At 64.5% G+C, this 18,804-nt stretch carries 18 protein-coding genes; 2 read left to right on the top strand and 16 right to left on the bottom strand.

Translation table 11 applies throughout. The features are described 5' to 3' along the window. Window positions 1-199 precede the first annotated feature (199 nt). The 4 genes from N2603_RS21715 to N2603_RS21700 all read right to left on the bottom strand — a co-directional run bounded on the left by N2603_RS21715 (window position 200) and on the right by N2603_RS21700 (window position 5,554). Window positions 200-1,801 carry an arylsulfatase gene (locus N2603_RS21715; protein ID WP_260423958.1) on the bottom strand — a complete coding sequence of 534 codons (1,602 nt, stop codon included), beginning with the start codon at window positions 1,799-1,801 and terminating at the stop codon, window positions 200-202. Between the two features lie 195 nt (window positions 1,802-1,996). Continuing rightward, complete coding sequence (locus N2603_RS21710; RefSeq protein WP_260423957.1) at window positions 1,997-2,992, bottom strand: formylglycine-generating enzyme family protein; 996 nt, start codon at window positions 2,990-2,992, stop codon at window positions 1,997-1,999. A 401-nt stretch (window positions 2,993-3,393) separates the two neighbouring features. Beyond that, window positions 3,394-4,794 (bottom strand): peptidoglycan DD-metalloendopeptidase family protein, encoded by a 1,401-nt coding sequence (locus N2603_RS21705; RefSeq protein ID WP_260423956.1) that lies wholly within the window; start codon window positions 4,792-4,794, stop codon window positions 3,394-3,396. Window positions 4,795-4,903: 109 nt separating this feature from the next. Then, on the bottom strand, window positions 4,904-5,554 hold the full coding sequence (locus tag N2603_RS21700) for a protein-L-isoaspartate(D-aspartate) O-methyltransferase (protein ID WP_260423955.1): 651 nt from the start codon (window positions 5,552-5,554) through the stop codon (window positions 4,904-4,906). 239 nt (window positions 5,555-5,793) lie between these two features. Between N2603_RS21700 and N2603_RS21695 the strand changes: the two genes are divergently transcribed. Next, window positions 5,794-6,168: a response regulator gene (locus N2603_RS21695; RefSeq protein WP_260423954.1), complete on the top strand. Its 375-nt coding sequence runs from the start codon at window positions 5,794-5,796 to the stop codon at window positions 6,166-6,168. A gap of 110 nt (window positions 6,169-6,278) precedes the next feature. Here N2603_RS21695 and surE read toward each other — a convergent pair whose 3' ends face one another. The 12 genes from surE to N2603_RS21635 form a co-directional block, all read right to left on the bottom strand. Continuing rightward, window positions 6,279-7,046 (bottom strand): 5'/3'-nucleotidase SurE, encoded by a 768-nt coding sequence (gene surE, locus N2603_RS21690; protein ID WP_260423953.1) that lies wholly within the window; start codon window positions 7,044-7,046, stop codon window positions 6,279-6,281. Window positions 7,047-7,154: 108 nt separating this feature from the next. Beyond that, a complete protein-coding gene (locus tag N2603_RS21685; protein ID WP_260423952.1) occupies window positions 7,155-7,511 on the bottom strand; it encodes a hypothetical protein in 357 nt (118 codons plus the stop codon). Between the two features lie 62 nt (window positions 7,512-7,573). Then, complete coding sequence (serS, locus tag N2603_RS21680) at window positions 7,574-8,905, bottom strand: serine--tRNA ligase (protein ID WP_018642195.1); 1,332 nt, start codon at window positions 8,903-8,905, stop codon at window positions 7,574-7,576. Between the two features lie 217 nt (window positions 8,906-9,122). Beyond that, on the bottom strand, window positions 9,123-9,935 hold the full coding sequence (gene tatC, locus N2603_RS21675; protein WP_018642196.1) for a twin-arginine translocase subunit TatC: 813 nt from the start codon (window positions 9,933-9,935) through the stop codon (window positions 9,123-9,125). Continuing rightward, window positions 9,932-10,468 carry a Sec-independent protein translocase protein TatB gene (gene tatB / locus N2603_RS21670; protein ID WP_260423951.1) on the bottom strand — a complete coding sequence of 179 codons (537 nt, stop codon included), beginning with the start codon at window positions 10,466-10,468 and terminating at the stop codon, window positions 9,932-9,934. The genes tatC and tatB overlap by 4 nt, the downstream gene beginning before the upstream one ends. Window positions 10,469-10,556: 88 nt before the next feature. Further along, window positions 10,557-10,790 (bottom strand): twin-arginine translocase TatA/TatE family subunit, encoded by a 234-nt coding sequence (locus N2603_RS21665; protein WP_018642198.1) that lies wholly within the window; start codon window positions 10,788-10,790, stop codon window positions 10,557-10,559. A 168-nt stretch (window positions 10,791-10,958) separates the two neighbouring features. Further along, window positions 10,959-11,711: an SMC-Scp complex subunit ScpB gene (gene scpB, locus N2603_RS21660; protein WP_260423950.1), complete on the bottom strand. Its 753-nt coding sequence runs from the start codon at window positions 11,709-11,711 to the stop codon at window positions 10,959-10,961. Between the two features lie 21 nt (window positions 11,712-11,732). Continuing rightward, window positions 11,733-12,572, bottom strand: coding sequence for a segregation and condensation protein A (locus N2603_RS21655; protein WP_018642200.1), 840 nt, complete (start codon window positions 12,570-12,572; stop codon window positions 11,733-11,735). Further along, window positions 12,569-13,597, bottom strand: coding sequence for a beta-N-acetylhexosaminidase (gene nagZ, locus N2603_RS21650; protein ID WP_260423949.1), 1,029 nt, complete (start codon window positions 13,595-13,597; stop codon window positions 12,569-12,571). Before nagZ ends, N2603_RS21655 begins: the two co-directional genes overlap by 4 nt. 46 nt (window positions 13,598-13,643) lie before the next feature. Beyond that, a complete protein-coding gene (locus N2603_RS21645) occupies window positions 13,644-15,194 on the bottom strand; it encodes an SPOR domain-containing protein (RefSeq protein WP_260423948.1) in 1,551 nt (516 codons plus the stop codon). Between the two features lie 140 nt (window positions 15,195-15,334). Continuing rightward, the gene (gene argS / locus N2603_RS21640) at window positions 15,335-17,125 is read right to left on the bottom strand and encodes an arginine--tRNA ligase (RefSeq protein ID WP_260423947.1); all 1,791 of its coding nucleotides are present in this window, start codon (window positions 17,123-17,125) and stop codon (window positions 15,335-15,337) included. A gap of 9 nt (window positions 17,126-17,134) precedes the next feature. Next, a complete protein-coding gene (locus N2603_RS21635; protein WP_260423946.1) occupies window positions 17,135-18,343 on the bottom strand; it encodes a deoxyguanosinetriphosphate triphosphohydrolase in 1,209 nt (402 codons plus the stop codon). 123 nt (window positions 18,344-18,466) lie between these two features. Between N2603_RS21635 and erpA the strand changes: the two genes are divergently transcribed. After that, the gene (gene erpA, locus N2603_RS21630; protein WP_212084647.1) at window positions 18,467-18,796 is read left to right on the top strand and encodes an iron-sulfur cluster insertion protein ErpA; all 330 of its coding nucleotides are present in this window, start codon (window positions 18,467-18,469) and stop codon (window positions 18,794-18,796) included. Window positions 18,797-18,804 lie beyond the last annotated feature (8 nt).

The following is an 18,804-nucleotide window of genomic DNA, read 5'->3' as shown; positions in this document are numbered from 1 at the left end:
AAATCGCATGATCTGTTTCATTGTCGACCCGCTTCGATTGTGCGGTCCCTACCGGTCAACATTGAAGGTGCGTGCGAGGCTGGTGTATCGCTGCTGTTCTCGCACGCTTGCCGATACGCTGCTTCGTGAGCAGTTGGATTCTGACCGCAGTGGATTGGCGAGCGCCGAAAGTGACGCCCGCCAATGCAGTATCGGGCCATTAGTCGCTGCGGCCGGCCGTCTTCATATTCCTGACTTGCCGCATGACCTGTTCCAGATTGTAGCTGGCCGGGTCCTGCAGCGGCGGGAACTTGATGTAAGACTCAAGGTGCATCAGCCAAAGCTGCTGGCCGATGGGCAGCAAATTCCAGTCATAGACATAGGCTGTCGATGGAGAAGCAATCGCCCCGCCCATACCGAAGAGCGTCTTCTGTTGCGAACCCACCGAGGTCTCGAAGGGATCGCGCTTGATGTTGACGACCTGGGTCCAGGAGTAAGGCTGCACTCCGTTAACGAAGCCCGCCGGGTCGTCGGACACCATTGCGAAATACATCTTCCAGTTCTTGTAGCGAACCGCCGACGGCGTCGTGCTGGAGTAGTACAAGAAGTGGTCGCGTAACGACTTCTCAGACTTGCCGCTCAGGTAGTCGATCTGGTTGATGCCATCGAGCGTGGTCTTGACGATGCCGGGATAATCGCCGGCCTCGATCCGTTGCTTGAGTGCATCGCCTTTGGGGCCGCCGGCGATCTCGACGAGCGTCGGAAGCCAGTCCAGAGCGGAAAACATTTCGTTCTTCACCGTGCCGGGCTTGATGACGCCTGGCCACCGGATCACCATCGGGGCGCGCATGCCGCCCTCCCAGGTGCTCAGCTTACCGCCCTTGAACGGCGTGACGCCGCCGTCCGGAAAGGTAATTGTCTCGGCGCCGTTGTCGGTGGTGAAGACGACGATCGTGTTGTCGAGTTGGCCCATGTCTTGGAGCTTCTTGAGCACCACGCCGATATTGTCGTCCATCTGCTTCATGCCGGCTTCATTGATGCCCCAATCCTTGCCGCCGGGCTCGCCCACCATCGCCAGGTACTTGTCGTTCAGCACGGTCGTGATGTGCATGCGCGCCGGATTGTACCAGACGAAGAACGGCTTGTTGGTGCGGCGCGGGTCGTTGCGATCGAGGAAGTCGACGACCTTGGTCGAGATTTCCTCGTCGATACCCTTCGATCGGTCGAGGGTCAGCGGCCCCTCGTCCTTGCACGTCATGTTCTTTGCAGTGCCATCTGAGGACTTGCACGCGAGCATCGGACGCGGTGGCGTCAGGCAGACCGTGGTCTTGGGATCCACCGCGCCGGGAACCTCAGGTACGCCGGGGATCGGCGTGTTCTTGCATGGCGGCGCGACGGTCTGCTGGGCGGGGCTCTTGTTGATGTCGGGGAAGCTCACCCCCTGCATCGCATCGAGGTGATACAGGTAGCCCCAGTACTCTTGGAAACCATGCGCAGTTGGCAGCGAGTCGGTGTGGTCGCCGAGATGGTTCTTACCGAACTCCCCCGTGTTGTAGCCGAGATCGAGCAGGAACCTGGCAAGCGACGGCGTCCCGGGGCGCAGATAGGATGGGCTACCGGGAATCTCTGGCAGGGTCATGCCGACACGAACCGGCTGCATGCCGGTGAGGAAGGCCGTACGCCCGGCCGTGCAACTCTGCTCGGCGTAATAGTGCGTGAACATCGCGCCCTCGTTGCCGATGCGATCGATATTGGGCGTTTCCCCGACCATCAATCCGCGATGGTAGATGCTCGGCTGCATCCAGCCGATGTCGTCACCCATGATGAAGAGGATGTTTGGTTTTTGCGCCGGCTGTTGGGCGACTACCGGAGTACTAATCAACCCTGAGGATGGAATTATCATCGTCGCACTGAGCAGCGCTAGACAGGACCGCTTGATCCAGCTTTGCGTCTTGCGCGGCGTTGCAACCGAAAGCTTGTCATTGAATACGCAATTCAACATGGCATTGCTCTCCCGTTATGATGCGTTAGAGACACCTCGCCTGATGCACCGAAATCCAAGATGACTTGTGGATGTGTCGACCGGCTCCGCATGCCGCGCAGCCGGCCGGTAGCGCCGGCAGTAATTCGGCGCGCACAAATGCGAGCCGCCTTTGATGACCTTGCGTGGAATCTTGACGTTGGTCGTTCTGGGGTCGTAGCTATCGGCCTCGCGGCCGCCGCGCGGGTTCTCTGGAATGCAGCAGGCTTTTGCAGCGTCGGCCTCATGCCGAGGCGCGTACCAGTCGGACGTCCACTCCCAGACGTTGCCGATCATATCGTACAGCCCGTATCCGTTCGGCGGAAATGCGGTGACCGGCGATGTCCGTTCATACCCGTCGTCGCCGCTATTTTGGCGTGGAAATGCGCCCTGCCAGGTGTTGGCCATGTGACGGCCCTCGGGCGCAAATTCATCTCCCCAAGCGAACTCGGCGCCGTCCAGCCCGCCGCGCGCCGCGAATTCCCATTCCGCCTCGGTCGGCAAATCCTTGCCGGCCCATTTTGCGTAGGCGATCACGTCGCTGAACGCCACATGCACGACGGGATGATCGTCCAGCCCACGGATGTCGCTGCCCGGCCCGTAGGGATGCCGCCAGTCAGCGCCTCTGGCGAAGGTCCACCACTGGCTGAAGTCCCGGAGACTGACGGGATACGCGGGCGGAGAGAACATCAGCGAACCCGCGTAGATCATATGCGGGAGAATTCCGGGGTAATCCTTTGGATCGGGCGTGATCTCGGCGACGGTGACGTGGCCGGTAGCTCTGGCAAATGCCTTGAATTGCCGGTTCGTCACTGGATGGCGATCCATCCAGAACGCATCCACGGTGACGCGGTGGACCGGCGCTTCCTCCGGATAGTGCCGATCCGAACCCATGCGAAACGTGCCGCCCGGCACGTACAGCATCCCCTCAGCTGCTGGTTGCTGGAACGACTGTCCGGGATCAGGCGACGATGTCGTATCAGCCAGCTTCATGCCGATCTCCGGACCCGTGCATCATTGGCTTGCGCCGCCACGGAAACGGAACGCCACTCTTCCAGGTTGATCTAGATCAAAGGTTGCGGGTTGGGTCGTTCACGCCGGCGCTGGGTCGCTGGCAAGCCCAGCCATGTCCGTTGCGCCGTCGAAACCGAAGCAGACTCAAAACACTAAAAGATCACACCGACAGCCATCGGCTACTTTGCATGGGGTTGTTTTTCGAAATTTGATTTTCCGGTCGCAAAAGACTCAGTACGCCATGGTTCGAGGCAACTTCTGGGCCTGGCGACCGCCGCCTCTGGAATACTGGATCGCCCGCTCGAGTGCGCAATGCGCACAAGGCGGGCGATGACAGCATATTCGTGATGATTGCGCGTCCGACTTCTCGGGCCCGCGCCTCACGCTCCGTTCAGGAATTGAAGCGGGTCAACCGGGCTCGATCCCTTGCGGATCTCGAAGTGGAGCTGCGGCGACGCCACCTCACCGGATTGACCCGACTTGGCAATGACCTGACCGCGCTTGATGGTATCGCCGCGCTTCACCAACAGCTCACTCGCATGGGCATATGCGGTGACGTAGCCGTTGGAGTGCCGAACCAGGACCAGATTGCCGTAACCCTTCAGCTCGTTGCCGGAATAGGCGACGACGCCGTCTTCAGCTGCCTTGACCGGCGTCCCCTCGGGCACCGCGAGATTGATGCCGTCGTTGGACTTGCCGTTGGTCTTGGCGCCGTAGGTCGTGACCACCTTGCCGCGCACCGGCCAGCGGAAGGTCGGCAGCGCGCCGGTGGCTTCCGCAGCCTTCGCCGGCATCTCGGCGGGCTTCTCTTCGACATTCGCCGTGGCCTGCGCCAAGCGGGCGCTCTGCACGGGCGCGAGGGCCGCCATCTTGGTGGCGGGCGCGGGAGCAGCCGCGACCGGCTGAAGCGTACCCGCAACCGGAGCAGCGCCGACCGGAGCCGCAGCAACCGGCGCCGCGAGGGCGGCGGTCTTGGCACCGGGCACAGTCAGCTTGGCGCCGAGCTTGAGCTTTGCCGAGGCATCGAGGCCGTTGGCGCGGGCGAGCTCGGCCGCGGAGATATGGTTCTTGCGCGCGATGCTGGCGAGCGTGTCGCCGCGATTGACGAAATGACTGCTCGGAGGCGCAGCGACGGCAGCAACCGGCTTGCCAGCAGGCGCCATCGCCGGAGCCGCGGCGACAGGAGCCATCGCAGGCGCGGGTGCAGCGGCCGTGGCCGGATGCGGGATGATCAGCTGCTGACCGGGCGAGAGCGCGCGCGGTCCCTTGTAGCCATTGGCGGCGAGGATCGCCTGCGACGTCACGTGATAGCGTTTGGCCAGCACGTCCAGCGTGTCGCTGGTGCCGACGATGATCTTGGTTCCACCCGCCGGCTGTGCGGCTGCGACCGAGCGCGGCGGCACAGTGGCCGTGGTCTCCAGGTGCGGCTGCGCCGGGGGCGCATAAGAGCTGACGCCGCGGCCGCCTCCGGACACGCCGCCGCCCGAAGTGACGGGATAGGATTGCGGTGTGGACACCGCCGGCGGCGGCAAGGGCTGCGACTGATAGGAACCGGGTTGCGTCTGCGGCCGCGCATATTGCGGCAGCTCACGCGGCTGCTGCGGCGGAGGCGCCTGCTGCACCGAACCGGTCTGGTCGGACGCGAAGGGGTTGGAGAAATTCGATTGGGACAGCCGCGACGACATGTCGGCACTGCACCCTGCGAAGCTGAAGGAGATCAGCGCCAGCACCGCGACCTGCGGCACGCGGCGCGAGTAAAGCAACTCGGCGACGACAGACATGGTTACTCACTCGTACGCAACAGAACTGGTGTTTTAAGTAAACACGCGCCGAGTAAATAACGGCTTAACCCTCCCAATAAGATGTTGGCGGAACAGCCAATCCGGTATTCTACAGCTCCCGCGCCACACCGGGCAGTGCCGGCACGAAGCGCACCTCGACGAGTTCCTTGCGCTCGATCCCGGCCTCGGTCCGGGTCAGGCGGATCAGCGTCTGCACGCCCTGATGCGGTCCGACCGGGGCGATCAGGATGCCACCGACATCGAGCCGCTCGACCAAATTCTCCGGCAGCTGCTCCACCGCGGCGGTGACGATGATGCGGTCGAACGGGCCGATATTGGGCGGCAGGTTGAGGCCGTCACCGAGCATCACCTCGACATTGTGACAATCGAGCTTTTCGAGCCTGGCGCGTGCGGCATCGGCCAGCTTGCGATAGCGCTCGACCGTCAGCACCTGGCCTGCGAGCCGCGACAGCACCGCCGCCTGATAGCCGGAGCCCGCGCCGATCTCGAGCACACGGTGCTGCTTCTGGAGCTGGAGCTGCTCGGTCATGTAGGCGACGACGAAGGGCTGGCTGATGGTCTGCCCGCACGCGATCGGCAGCGCGCTATCGCGATAGGCCCCCTCGCGATCGGCCTCATCGACGAAAAGCTCGCGCGGCACCTCCTCCATGGTCCTCAGCACCGCCTGATCGCTGATGCCCCGACGCCTCAGCGTGAGCTGAAACATCATCTTTTCCGGCGGATGCTGATTGGGAGTCATCGTTGCTTGTATCGTCTCGTCAGGTCCGGATCGTCGCTTGCAGAGCTCAAGGCCCGGGCGAGAATCTTGTTCCTACCCCGGAACCCATGATAACCTTTTGCTGCAGTATTTGACCACAAATTGGCCTGCAGCGGTCTGGACGCAAAGGCCATTTTCAGGCGCTCGTTCGCCGAAACGCGCATTGCGTCGATTCGCGTTATCTGCGAACGTTTTCGCAAATGGGCAAGGACTCACCGACAATGACTGCGACAGGGCTTTCGGGCCGCTCTGTATTCCTCGTCGAGGACGAGGTGATGATCAGGATGATGGTCGCGGACATGCTCGAAGAGCTCGGCTACAAGGTCGCAGCCGAAGCCGGCGACATCACCGAGGCCATGCGGCTCGCCCAGGCCACCGAGTTCGACATCGCCATCCTCGACGTCAACGTCAACGGCAAGGTCATCTCGCCGGTCGCCGATGTCATCAAGGCGAAAGGCTGCCCCTTCATCTTCGCCACCGGCTACGGCTCCTCGGGCCTGCCCGAGCAGTATCGCGACCGGCCGGCGCTGCAGAAGCCGTTCCAGCTCGACGCGCTCGGCAAGACCATCGAAGCCGCCCTGCGCGGCGGCCAGTAGACTTCCGTAGCCCGGATGGAGCGAAGCGCAATCCGGGAGCTTCCGCCACGAGCGACGACGGCCCCGGATTACGCTGTGCTCCATCCGGGCTACAGGTTCGTCGCGAACCGCTACTTCAACGTCGCGCTCAACGCCTCCGAGAACGCTTCGTTGGTGCGATCGAGCCTGAGCGGCGTGACCGAGACATAGCGATCGCGCAGCGCGGCGAGATCGGTGCCATCGGCCGGCGTATCCATCATCGCCGCGCGCTCGAAGCCGATCCAGAAATAGGGGTTGTTGCGCCCGTCCCTGCGCTCGTCGATCCGCAAGAAACCGAGATTGCGCTTGCCCTGCCGCGTCACGCGAATGCCGAGCACTTCTTCCGGCGCGCAGGACGGGAAGTTGACGTTGATGACGGTGTCCTTCGGGATGCCTGCGGCGATCACCTTACGCAGGATGTCGGGACCGAATTTCCGCGCGGTGTCCCACAGCGGCCGGTCGCGGGTCTCGACGCTGAACTCCTGCGACAGCGCGAACGACGGCAGCCCGAGGATGGTGCCTTCCAGCGCGCCGGCGATGGTGCCGGAATAGACCACGTCCTCTGCGACGTTGCGGCCCTTGTTGACGCCGGACAGCACGACATCGGGCGGCTTGGTGCCGAGGATATGCCGCGCCCCCATGATGACGCAGTCGGTCGGGGTGCCGCGCACGGCAAAGTGCCGCGGACCAACCTCGCGCAGGCGCAGCGGATCGTTCAGCGACAGCGAATGCGACACGCCGGACTGGTCGAGCTCGGGCGCCACCACCCAGACGTCGTCGGACAAGGCACGCGCGATCTCCTCCACGACCTTGAGGCCGGGAGCGTGAATGCCGTCGTCATTGGTGCAGAGAATGCGCATATGAAAGGTCGATTCCAGAAAGCGGGTTCCGAGCCGTCTTATCCGGCTCTGGCCGATCAGGCAAACCAGGACAATTTCGGGGCCGGCCAGGTTCCCGGGCCTGTCCCGTTACCGACGGACGCGCCATTGCGGCAGGAAGCGCGCCAGCCGTCCCTCGACACGCAGTTGCATCGCAGGCAGGGCCGGGCTTACGACGGGCGCCTCGACCACGCCGAGCGCCGCCAGTTGCACAATGATCGGGTCCGGTGTCTGCGGAAAACGTTCGCGTGCGATTGTCAGCGCCTTGTCGAAGTCAGCGGCATTCACGCCGGGCTTGGCCCGCCGGCTCTGCACGAGATCGTCGTCCCAGAGCCGCACGATCTCGATGTCGAGCACACCGCGCAAGCGCTGGTCGACGGCCTGGATGCCGGCACCTGTCACCGCCCATTGTCTGCCGACCCAGAAGATATCGCGATGCAAGGCCATGGACGGTCAGTTCGCATTGACGGGTGGGCGGCAGGATAACCGGCCGCCCGATCTTCGCAACCCTACTCGCGCGCGACCACCTTCAAGCCGCCCATATAGGGCTGGAGCACGCTGGGGACCGCGATCGAGCCGTCCTCCTGCTGGTAGGTCTCCATCACGGCGATCAGCGCGCGGCCGACCGCGGTGCCGGAGCCGTTCAGCGTGTGCACGAAGCGCGGCTTGCCGTCGGGCCCGCGCGAGCGCGCATCCATGCGGCGTGCCTGGAAGTCGCCGCAGACCGAGCAGCTCGAGATCTCGCGGAACATGCCGCCATCGCCCTGCCCGGGCATCCAGACCTCGATGTCATAGGTTTTCTGCGACGAAAATCCCATATCTCCTGCGCAGAGCGTCATCACGCGATAATGCAGGTCGAGCTTCTGCAACACCTGCTCGGCGCAGGACAGCATCCGCTCCAGCTCGTCCTTGCTGGTCTCCGGCGTCGTGATCGAGACCAGTTCGACCTTGGTGAACTGGTGCTGGCGGATCATGCCACGGGTGTCGCGGCCCGCAGCGCCCGCCTCGGCGCGGAAACACGGCGTCAGCGCCGTGAGCCGCATCGGCAGTTGCTTCTCGTCGAGGATAGATTCACGCGCGAGGTTGGTGAGCGAGACCTCCGCCGTCGGGATCAGGCCTAGGCGTTCGGTCTTCAGCCGCTCGTGGTCCGGCGAGGCCAGCAGCTCGCCCTTGATCGCCCAGAACTGATCGTCCTCGAATTTCGGCAGCTGTCCGGTGCCGAACATCACCTCGTTGCGCACCAGCAGCGGCGGGTTGATCTCGGTGTAGCCGTGCTCGGTCGTGTGCAGATCGAGCATGAACTGGCCGATGGCGCGCTCGAGCCGCGCCAGCCCCTTCTTCAGCACGACGAAGCGCGCGCCAGAGAGTTTTGCCGCCGCCTCGAAATCCATGTAGCCGAGCGCGGTGCCGAGATCGTCATGCAGCTTCGGCGCAAAGCTGTAGCTGCGCTTGTTGCCGAAGACGTGATGCTGCACGTTGCCGTGCTCGTCCACACCATCGGGCACCTCGTCGAACGGAATGTTCGGGATCGCGGACAGCTCTTTGGTCAGCTCCTCGTCGGCGGCCCTCGCGGCGGCCTCGAGCTCCGGCATCGTGGTCTTCAGCTCGGCCACCTCGGCCATCAGCTTGGCTGCGCGCGCCTCGTCCTTGGCCTTCTTGGCGTCGCCGATTTCCTTCGAGGCCGCATTGCGCCGTGCCTGGGCCTGCTCCGAGGCCAGGATCGCCGCGCGCCGCCTCTCGTCGATCGCCAGCAGCGAGCCCGACAACGGCTTCAGGCCCCGCCGGGCGAGACCGGCGTCGAAGGCTTGCGGATTGTCGCGGATCGATTTGATGTCGTGCATGGCCGTGGTCCTGGATCAGCGCGTAAACATACAACGGCAAACGTTGTAAGTTGCATTGGCGCGCTTCCCCTAGCACAGCTGTCATCATCCGCGAAGGCGGATGATCCAGTATTCCAGAGACAGCAGTGATTTCTCGAGAGGCCGCGGCGTACTGGATTCCCCGCTCCAGTGCGCAATTGCGCACAAGGCAGGGAATGACAGCGGAGATCGGAGCGCCCTACTCGGCGGGTTTCGCCGGCGTCGACACGTCAGTGCCGGTCGCGGCCTGCGAGGCCGCCGCCTTCTTCTCCACCATCCCGACCGCGATGATCGAACCCTCGTAGAGCGCCAGCAAGGGGATCGCGAGCGAGCACTGGCTGAGCACGTCGGGCGGCGTCAGCACGGCCGCGATCACGAAGGCGATCACGATAAAGTAGCGGCGCTTCTCGCGCAGCATCTTCGACGTGACGATGCCGATGCGGCCGAGCAGCGTCAGGATCACCGGGAGCTGGAAGGCGATGCCGAAGGCGAAGATCAGCGACATCATCAGCGACAGATATTCGCCGACCTTGGGCAGAAGCTGGATCTGCGCGGTCTCGTCGCTGCCGGCCTGCTGCATGCCGAGCGAGAAGCGCACCAGCATCGGCAGCACGACGAAATAGACCAGCGCCGCGCCCAGCACGAAGAAGAACGGGGTCGCGACCAGATACGGCAGGAAGGCCTGCTTCTCGTGCTTGTAGAGTCCGGGCGCCACGAACTTATAGATCTGCGTCGCGACGATCGGGAACGAGATGAAGCCGGCGCCGAACAGCGCGAGCTTGAGCTGCGTGATGAAATATTCCAGCAGCGCCGTGTAGATGAACTTGGAGTTCTCGGGCCCTGCGACCCACACGAACGGCCAGACCAGCACGTTGTAGATCTGCTTGGCGAAGAAGAAGCAGAAGATGAAAGCCACGCCAAAGCCGAGCAACGCCTTGATCAGCCGCGAGCGCAGCTCGATCAGGTGGTCCATCAGAGGGGCTTTGCTGGCTTCGATGTCGGCGTCGGTCATGACGCTTTGGCGTCCTTGATCGCTTCGGATGGCGCGGTGTCCTGCGCGACCTTTGCCTGCTCGACTTCACGGGTGATGGCGAGCGGCTCGTTCACGGTCGCATGCGCCTCGGCTTCGACGAAGGTCTCCGGCGTCGGCGCCTCCGGAGTTGTTGGTGTGACCGGCGCTTCGATTGAAGTCGCCGGCGCTTCACTTGAAGTCGCCGGCGTTTCGGCAGCACTCGTCGCGGAGGTTTCCGCCGGCTTGTCCAGCGCATCGACGCGCAGCGCGTCGCTGACGTCCTTCTGGAGCGAGGTCAGCGGATTGAATCCTGTGGCGGCTTCCTTGACCTCGTCAAAACTCTTCTTGAGGTCGGCCATCTCGGCCTCGCGCATCGCCTCCTGGAACTGGCCCTGGAATTCGGCGGCCATCTTGCGGGCCTTGCCCATCCATTGTCCGACCATGCGCAGCACGCCCGGCAGCTCTTTCGGGCCGATGGCGATCAGGGCCACGACCCCGATGAGGACCAGTTCACTCCACCCGATGTCGAACATGAGGTCTTCCGTTCACGCGAAGCCGCAACCGGCCCAATCCCTTGCGCGCAGGATCGGGCCGCTACCCGCGTCTCGCGTGCTCTCTGGCTCAGACGGCCTTGCTGCCGACGTCGGACCGTGCCGCGGTCGGCGCAGCGTTGTGCTCGATGGACTTGGCCGGCTCGGGCTTCTCGGCAGGCTTGTCGTCGTCCTGCATGCCCTTCTTGAACGCCTTGATGCCCTGCGCCACGTCGCCCATCAGATCCGAAATCTTGCCGCGGCCGAACAGCAGCAGGACCACTGCGATCACCAAGATCCAGTGCCAAATGCTGAGTGAACCCATCCTGCAACCCTCCAAACACGCATGGCCGGGGACCCGGCCGATCTTGACCGGAACGTAGGCTTGGCGGGCCTTAAAAACAAGGACCAAGGCAGCGCCAATTCGCTGTTGGTGCTACGTAATCCTGCTAGTGTTAACTGGTCGCAGGGGGGCCCGTGGAAGGCCGGAGGATTACTCCTCGCTCCCGCCCTCGCCACCCTCATTGCTGCCTTCCGGCAGCGTCTCAGGCTCGACCGCAGGCGCCAACGCCAAATCCAGATCCTCGCCCGGTTCCAGCGGATCCTCATCCTCACGCAGCGCCGGATCGTCCGACGGCGTCGGCACGCTGAAGCCGGTCGGCAGGCGCGAATCCAGCAGGCCCGTGCCCTTCAGCTCTTCCAGGCCCGGCAGGTCGCCGAGCTGTTCCAGGGTGAACTGCGACAGGAAGTCCTCGGTGGTTCCGAAGGTGAGCGGACGGCCCGGCGTCTTGCGACGGCCGCGCGGCTTGATCCAGCCGGTCTCCAAGAGCACGTCGAGCGTGCCTTTCGAGGTGACGACACCGCGGATCTCCTCGATCTCGGCGCGCGTCACCGGCTGGTGATAGGCGATGATTGCCAGCACCTCGATCGCGGCGCGCGACAGGCGGCGGGTCTCGGTGCTCTCGCGCGTCATCAACCAGGCGAGATCGCCGGCAGTGCGGAAGGTCCATTTGTTGGCGACCCGCACGAGATTGACGCCGCGCGAGGCGTAGTCGGCCTGGAGCTGCTCGAGCGCGGCCTTGACGTCCACGCCGTCAGGCATGCGCTTGGCCAGCGTTGCCGTATCCAGCGGTTCATTCGAAGCAAACAGCAGCGCTTCCAGCAGCCGTAGCTCTTCGGGACGTGCCTGGGTCTCGTTCTCCATCGGCTCGGCCTCTTCTACCCGCACTTCAGCCAGGCTTGCCATGACAGACTCTCCTTCTTGCACTTAAGCGACCGGCGCGTCGGGCGCAGGAGCTGCGTCCGGAACCGGCTTAGGGCGCCCCTTACGGAAATAGATCGGCGCAAACGCCTCTTTCTGGTTCAGCTCGAGCTGACCCTCGCGCACCAGCTCGAGCGCAGCGGCGAAGCTCGAGGCGAACACCGTCGCGCGCTGCGTGGGATCGGCGACGTGCCGGATCAGGAAATCGTCGAGAACGCCCCAATCGTCCTGTTCGGTGATGCTGCCGACCAGCCGCTCGAGCGTGGCGCGCGCTTCCGCAAGCGACCACACGGTGCGCTTGGCCAGATGCACGCTTGCGAGCACGCGCGACTGCCGCTGCGAGGCGTAGGCGGTGAGCAGGTCGTAGAGCGTTGCGGTGTATTTCGGATGCTTGATCTCCGCGATCTGCTCGGGCTCGCCGCGCGGGAAGATGTCGCGCTGCAATTGCGGCCGGTTCATCAGCCGGTTGGCGGCTTCGCGAATGGCTTCCAGACGGCGCAGCCGGTTGGCGAGTGCAGTGGCCATCTGCTCGGCGCTCGGCCCTTCCGCGCTCGGCGGCTCCGGCAGCAGCAGGCGCGATTTCAGGAAGGCGAGCCAGGCTGCCATGACCAGATAGTCGGCGGCGAGCTCCAGCCGGATCTTTCGCGCGGCTTCGATGAAATGGAGATACTGGTCGGCCAGCGCCAGGATCGAGATCTTGGCGAGATCGACCTTCTGCTGCCGCGCCAGTGCGAGCAGCAAATCGAGCGGGCCTTCATAACCCTCGACGTCCACCACCAACGCCGGCTCACCCTCGGCGAGCTCTGCGGGCCGCCCGGTTTCAAACGATAGGATTTCTGCGGTCATGCGGATGCCGTGTTTGCCCGTGCGATCAATGCGTCCAGCTCAGTGCGTGCGGCCACGCGGTCGAACGGCTGCGGCGGCTTGCGCGCTGCGAGCGCGGCGTTCGCCCGCTCCAGCGCCCTCCCCGACAGTTCAGGTGTCTGGCCGGCAACCTCGCGCATTTCCTCGAGGTTGCCGTTGCAATGCAGAGCCACGTCGCAACCGGCCGCGAAGATGGCGCGGGTCCGCTCGGCGATGCTGCCCGCCAGCGCGTTCATCGACACGTCATCACTCATTAACAAACCCTGGAACCCGATTGCGCCGCGAATCACCTGAGCAATCATTGTCGCAGATGTCGTCGCCGGATGGGCGGGGTCGACCGCGCTAAACACAACATGTGCAGTCATGGCCATCGGCAGATCCGCCAGCGGCTTGAACGCGGCGAAGTCGGTCCGATCGAGCTCGTCCATCGGCGTATCAACTGTCGGCAGCTTGAAATGGGTGTCCGCGGTGGCGCGCCCATGGCCGGGGATGTGCTTGAGCACCGGCAGCACCCCACCCTGCTCCAGCCCCTCGGTGACCGCGCGGGCGATCGCTGCGACCTTGCCCGGTGAGGTGCCATAGGCCCGGTTCCCGATCACGGCGTCGGCGCCAGGCACCGGCACGTCAGCCAACGGCAAGCAATCGACGGTAATGCCGAGATCGGCGAGATCGGCCGCGATCAGCCGGGCACTGAGCCGCGCCGCGGTGAGCCCGAGCGCCGAATCAGTGTCGTACAAAGTCGCGAATACGGCCCCCGGCGGATAGACCGGCCAGTGCGGCGGGCCCAGCCGCGCCACCCGTCCGCCCTCCTGGTCGATCAGGACCGGTGCGTCGGAGGCTCCTGCAACCGCCCGCAATTCTGCAACCAATGCAGCAACTTGCGCCGGGGTCGCGACATTGCGTTTGAACAGGATGAAGCCCCATGGGCGTTCGGCACGGATAAACTCCCGCTCGGCGGCGGTCAGTTCCGTTCCTGATACGCCGGTAATGAAGGCCCGCGTGCTCATAACGGCCGATTAACCCTGACCCGCGAGGGGGTCAAGGAAACGGCCGTTAATTCCTCTGGACGAAGCAGGTCGGGAGACCTGCAGACTTCAGGCTGTTGCAAGCATGCGTCGCTTCTTCGAGCGACCCATAGGGGCCGGCGAAGGCGCGGTAGACGATACCCTTGCCCTTGTCGGTGAGATCGACCCGTTTGATCACCGGCGAACGTGACCCGAGCACGCTACCGTACTTGCCCTGAAGCACACGGTAGGACGCGGCGGCGCTGTCCTCATTCTGCTGCGAGGAGACCTGCACGATGAAGCCGCTACCACCGCTGCTCGCCGGCGCGATCTGTGTCGGATTGGTCGCAGCCATCCGCTGTGGCGGCTCGGCCGCCGATTGCGGCGCCAAAGACATCGGCTGGTTGGCGCTGGCATTGGCCGAGGTCGGCGGATTGCGCGGCGCAGCCGGTGCGGCGGGCGCGGCAACAGGCTTCGGCGCCGCCGCCGTCTGCTTGGCAGCCGCCGATTGCGGCGTGGCGCTGTCGGTCTGATCACCCTTCACGGCCACGGTCCTGATCGGGCGCGGTGAATTGTTCGGCAGCGTGCCGTTGCTCGGGGTCGCCCCGGCGCTCGACGGCGGCACCGCAGACGGCGACACGCTCGCCACCGACGGCGGATTCGCATTCTGGTTCAGTGGCGGGAACACCACGCGCGGACCGCCCGCCCTGGCGTTGACGTCGACAGGCGCCTCCTCGCGCGGCACGATCTTCTCGGTGCCGTCACCGGTGACCATGCGATCCGGCACCTTGGCCGAGGAGTCCGTCGGCGCCGGCACGATCTTCGTCGGGGTGTTGTCGGCCTTGATGACCGGCGGCTCGCCGCTGCGGGGCGAGCCCACATAGGTCTTGTAGGCGAAAGCCGCGCCGGTGCCGACCACCGCAAGCGCAAGGATCGCCGCGACCGTCATCATGCCGCCGCGCTGCTTCTTCGGTTCGTCGAGGTCGGCCTCGGGATAGTCGCTTTGGAATGCGTAGGGGTCGTCCGGATAGGCCGGATCGCGCTGAAAGTCCTGCTCGCCGGTCTCCAGGCGGCCATAGAGTGCATCGTCGTAGCGCGACGGATCGGGCTGCTGATGCGGCTCCTGGTAGGCCTGGTCCTGCTGGTAGGCTTGAGCCTGATAAGCCTGATCCTGGTAAGCGTGATCCTGATAAGCCTGCGGCTGATGAAAATCAGGCTCGGGCGCGGCCGGCTGGGCGGAATAGCGATGCAACGGATGAACCGGACTGGCAGAAACGGGATAGTCCGGCTCCGGCGCGGGTGCCGGCTGCGGCTGCACGTTGGCGCGGCGCATCCATGACGGCGGCCCGGGCGGAGGCGACGGAGCCGGCTCGGCGTAGTCCTGCTGATAATCGTCCTGACCGTAGCCGTCGTCCTGATAGCTCTGGGCGGGGGCTGTCGGCGGGCGCGCGGCGGGCCGGCCCTGCGCAGCGAACGGATCGGTCTGTCCGATCAGGCGGGCGAGCTCGGCCAACGGATCGTTATCCGCCTTCCCATGCTGATCGCCGTCGCGACCATAGTCATCGGAAGGAAACGGTCTGTCGTGATATCGTTCGGCCATCGTGATGATGCGTCCCTTCGGGAAAGCCGCGCGCCCCTCGACCAAGGCACGGCTTTCGACCCACAAGGCTTTCAACCAAGTCTAAGCGATCCGGCTTCTGCCGGTTACCCCCGAATTCCCATTAAGTAGTTCGCCCCAAACTACCGCATCTCGTCCGGAGCATGGACGCCGAGGATGGCGAGGCCCGATGCCAGGACAGAGACGACGCCCTGGACCATTGCCAATCGCGCCTTTGTAAGATCTGCATCATTATTGATAATGAAGCGTAAATAGGGCAAATCGCGCCCCTTCGTCCAAAGTGCGTGAAATTCGCTCGCTAAGTCATAGAGATAGAAGGCAATTCGGTGCGGCTCATGGGCCGCGGCGGCAGCTTCCAGCATGCGCGGATAAATTGCGAGGCGCTTAAGAAGATCGAGTTCCACGGGGTCCGACAGCCGTTCCACGGCCGACTCGCTGAGCCAGGCGATGCGCTCGCCGGCATCTTCGGGGAGATTCGGGAACACCTCGGCCCGCGCGTTGCGGAAGATCGAGTGGCCGCGGGCATGGCCGTACTGGACATAGAACACCGGATTGTCGCGCGACTGTTCCATGACCTTGGCGAGGTCGAAGTCGAGCACCGCGTCGTTCTTCCGGTAAAGCATCATGAAGCGGACGGCGTCCTGGCCGACTTCATCCACCACCTCACGCAAGGTGACGAAGTCCCCGCTCCGCTTCGACATTTTCACCGGCTCGCCGTTGCGCAGCAGCTTCACGAGCTGGACGATCTTGACGTCGAGCGATCCCTTGCCCGAGGTCGTCGCCTTCACCGCTGCCTGCATCCGCTTGATGTAGCCGCCATGATCGGCGCCCCAGACGTCGATCATCTCCGCAAAACCGCGGTCGAACTTGTTCTTGTGGTAGGCGATGTCGGAGGCGAAATAGGTGTAGGAATTGTCCGACTTGATCAGCGGACGATCGACATCGTCGCCGTAAGCGGTCGCCTTGAACAGCAACTGCTCGCGGTCTTCCCAGTCCTCCACCGGCGCGCCCTTCGGCGGCGGCAGGCGCCCCTCATAGATGTCGCCCTTGGCCTTCAGGAAATCGATGGTCTCGGCAACCTTGTTGTTGCCGGTCTCGATCAGCGAACGTTCGGAGAAGAACACGTCGTGGCGGATGTTGAGGGCGGCGAGATCGTCCTTGATCTCGTCCATCATCATCGCGATCGCCTTGGCGCGTGCGGTCGGCAGCCATTCGGCCTCGCTCATTGCGCGCAGCTTGTCGCCGTGCTCCTTCGCCAGCGCCTCACCTACCGGCTTCAGATAGTCGCCGGGATAGAGGCCTTCCGGGATGGCACCGATATCCTCGCCGAGCGCCTCGCGATACCTCAGGAACGCGGAGCGTGCGAGCACGTCGACCTGGGCGCCGGCGTCGTTGATGTAATATTCGCGGGTGACGTCGTGACCGCCGAACTGGAGCAGGCTCGCCAGCGCGTCGCCGAACACGGCGCCGCGGCAATGGCCGACATGCATCGGCCCGGTCGGATTGGCCGAGACGTATTCGACATTGACCTTGGAGCCGCCGTGGACGCGACCGTAGTCGGCACCCTCACGCAGCACCGTCCGTAGCGCCTCGGCCCAGGCGGCCGGCTTCAGCGTCAGATTGATGAAGCCGGGACCGGCGACGTCGACCTTGGCGATCAGGGCGTCGGCACGCAGCCGCTCGGCGATCTGCTCGGCGAGATCGCGGGGCTTCGCCTTTGCCTCTTTCGCAAGCACCATCGCGGCGTTGGTCGCCATGTCGCCATGGGAGGCATCGCGCGGCGGCTCGACCACCACGCGCGAGAAATCGATGCCCCCGGGCCAGCCGGAATCCGCCGCGAGCGCGCGGCAGGCGGCGTGCACGCGTGCGAGCACGTCAGCGAACAGATGCAGGGATGAGGATGTCTGGGGCATGGCCGCCGCCTAACGCAAATCCGGGGTCGAGTCAAAAAGCCGCTGGTGCTCGGTCAGGGCGAAACGGTCGGTCATTCCGGCAATGAAATTGCCGATCCGGCGGGCCCGGTCGCCCTCGTCATCCGCCTCCGCCCCGACCAGCCATTCCGGCGGCAGCTCGGCCGGGGATTTCAGGTATTTCGCGAACAGGTCGAACAGGATCTGCTCGGCCTCCCCCATCACGCGCATCACCCGCTTGTGGCGGTACATGTGCTGGTACAGGAAGCCCTTGATGGCGGCCTCCTCCTCGGCGACCTCCGCGGGAAAGGCGATCAGCGCCCGGCTCTGCTGGCGTACGTCCTGGGCCGATTGCGGCTTGGTCGCGGCGAGGTTCTTCTGCGCCTCGGCGAAAACCGCGCCGATCAGGTGCGAGATCAGCTCGCGCACCAGCTCGGCGCCGCGCCTGACGTCTTCGAGATCGGGATAATGGGCGGCGATCCCGGCGATGATCTCCGCGGTCAGCGGCATGACCTTGAGATCGTCGAGGTCGAACAGTCCCGCGCGCAGGCCGTCATCGATGTCGTGGGCGTCATAGGCGATGTCGTCGGCGATCGCGGCGACCTGGGCCTCGAGCGAAGCAAAACTCCACAATTCGAGATCATAGACCTTAATGTAGTCGGCGATCCCGACGGGAATGCCGTGCTCGCGATAGCGCCCGACCGGCGCGCCGCTGCGATCGGTCAGCGGGCCGTTGTGCTTGACGATGCCCTCCAGCGACTCCCAGGTCAGATTGAGCCCGTCGAACTCGGGATAGCGATGCTCCAGCGAACCGACGACGCGAAGCGTCTGGGCATTGTGATCGAAGCCGCCGAACGCCTTCAGACAGGTGTCGAGCGCCCGCTCGCCGGCGTGGCCAAAGGGCGGATGACCGAGATCGTGGGCGAGCGCCAGGGTCTCGGTGAGGTCCTCGTCCAACCCGAGCTGCCGGGCCAGCGCGCGGGCGATCTGCGCCACCTCCAGCGAATGGGTCAGCCGGGTGCGGTAGTGGTCGCCCTCGTGGAACACGAACACCTGGGTCTTGTATTTGAGGCGGCGGAATGCGGTGGAATGGATCACCCGGTCGCAATCCCGCCGGAACGGGCTGCGGGTCCGGCTCGGGGGCTCGGCGACCAGCCGGCCCCGGCTGCGATCGGGGTCGCAGGCATAGGGCGCGCGGGGGGCTGCCATTCCGACGGACACGGCGAATTTAGTCCCTATCCATTTGATTCTGCGTATGGTGGCACTTAACTATGTCAGGCGCGGGTTACCAAATGAATTGGGCAAGTGAACTTGGTATGACCGCGGGACTATCGGAGACCAGCAATGACCACTGCCGTGACCATCAGTGACCGGGCCGCACGCCGGATTGGGGAGATCCTCAAGGGCGAAGGCTCAGGCGCGATGCTGCGCATTTCGGTCGAGGGCGGCGGCTGTTCCGGCTTCCAGTACAAGTTCGACATCGACCGCGCCCGTACCGACGACGATCTCGTGATCGAGCAGGACAACGCTGTGGTGCTGGTCGATTCCGCCTCGCAGCCCTTCCTGGAGGGATCGCAGGTCGATTTCGTGGACGATCTGATCGGCGCCTCGTTCCGCGTCAACAATCCCAACGCGACGGCGTCCTGCGGCTGCGGCACCAGCTTCTCGATCTGATCTTGCCG

Origin of the sequence: Bradyrhizobium huanghuaihaiense (genome assembly GCF_025200885.1) — a bacterium.
GTDB classification, from domain to species: Bacteria; Pseudomonadota; Alphaproteobacteria; order Rhizobiales; family Xanthobacteraceae; genus Bradyrhizobium; species Bradyrhizobium huanghuaihaiense.
Note: the sequence above shows the minus strand (reverse complement) of the source record. Positions and strands in the feature narration are given on the sequence as shown.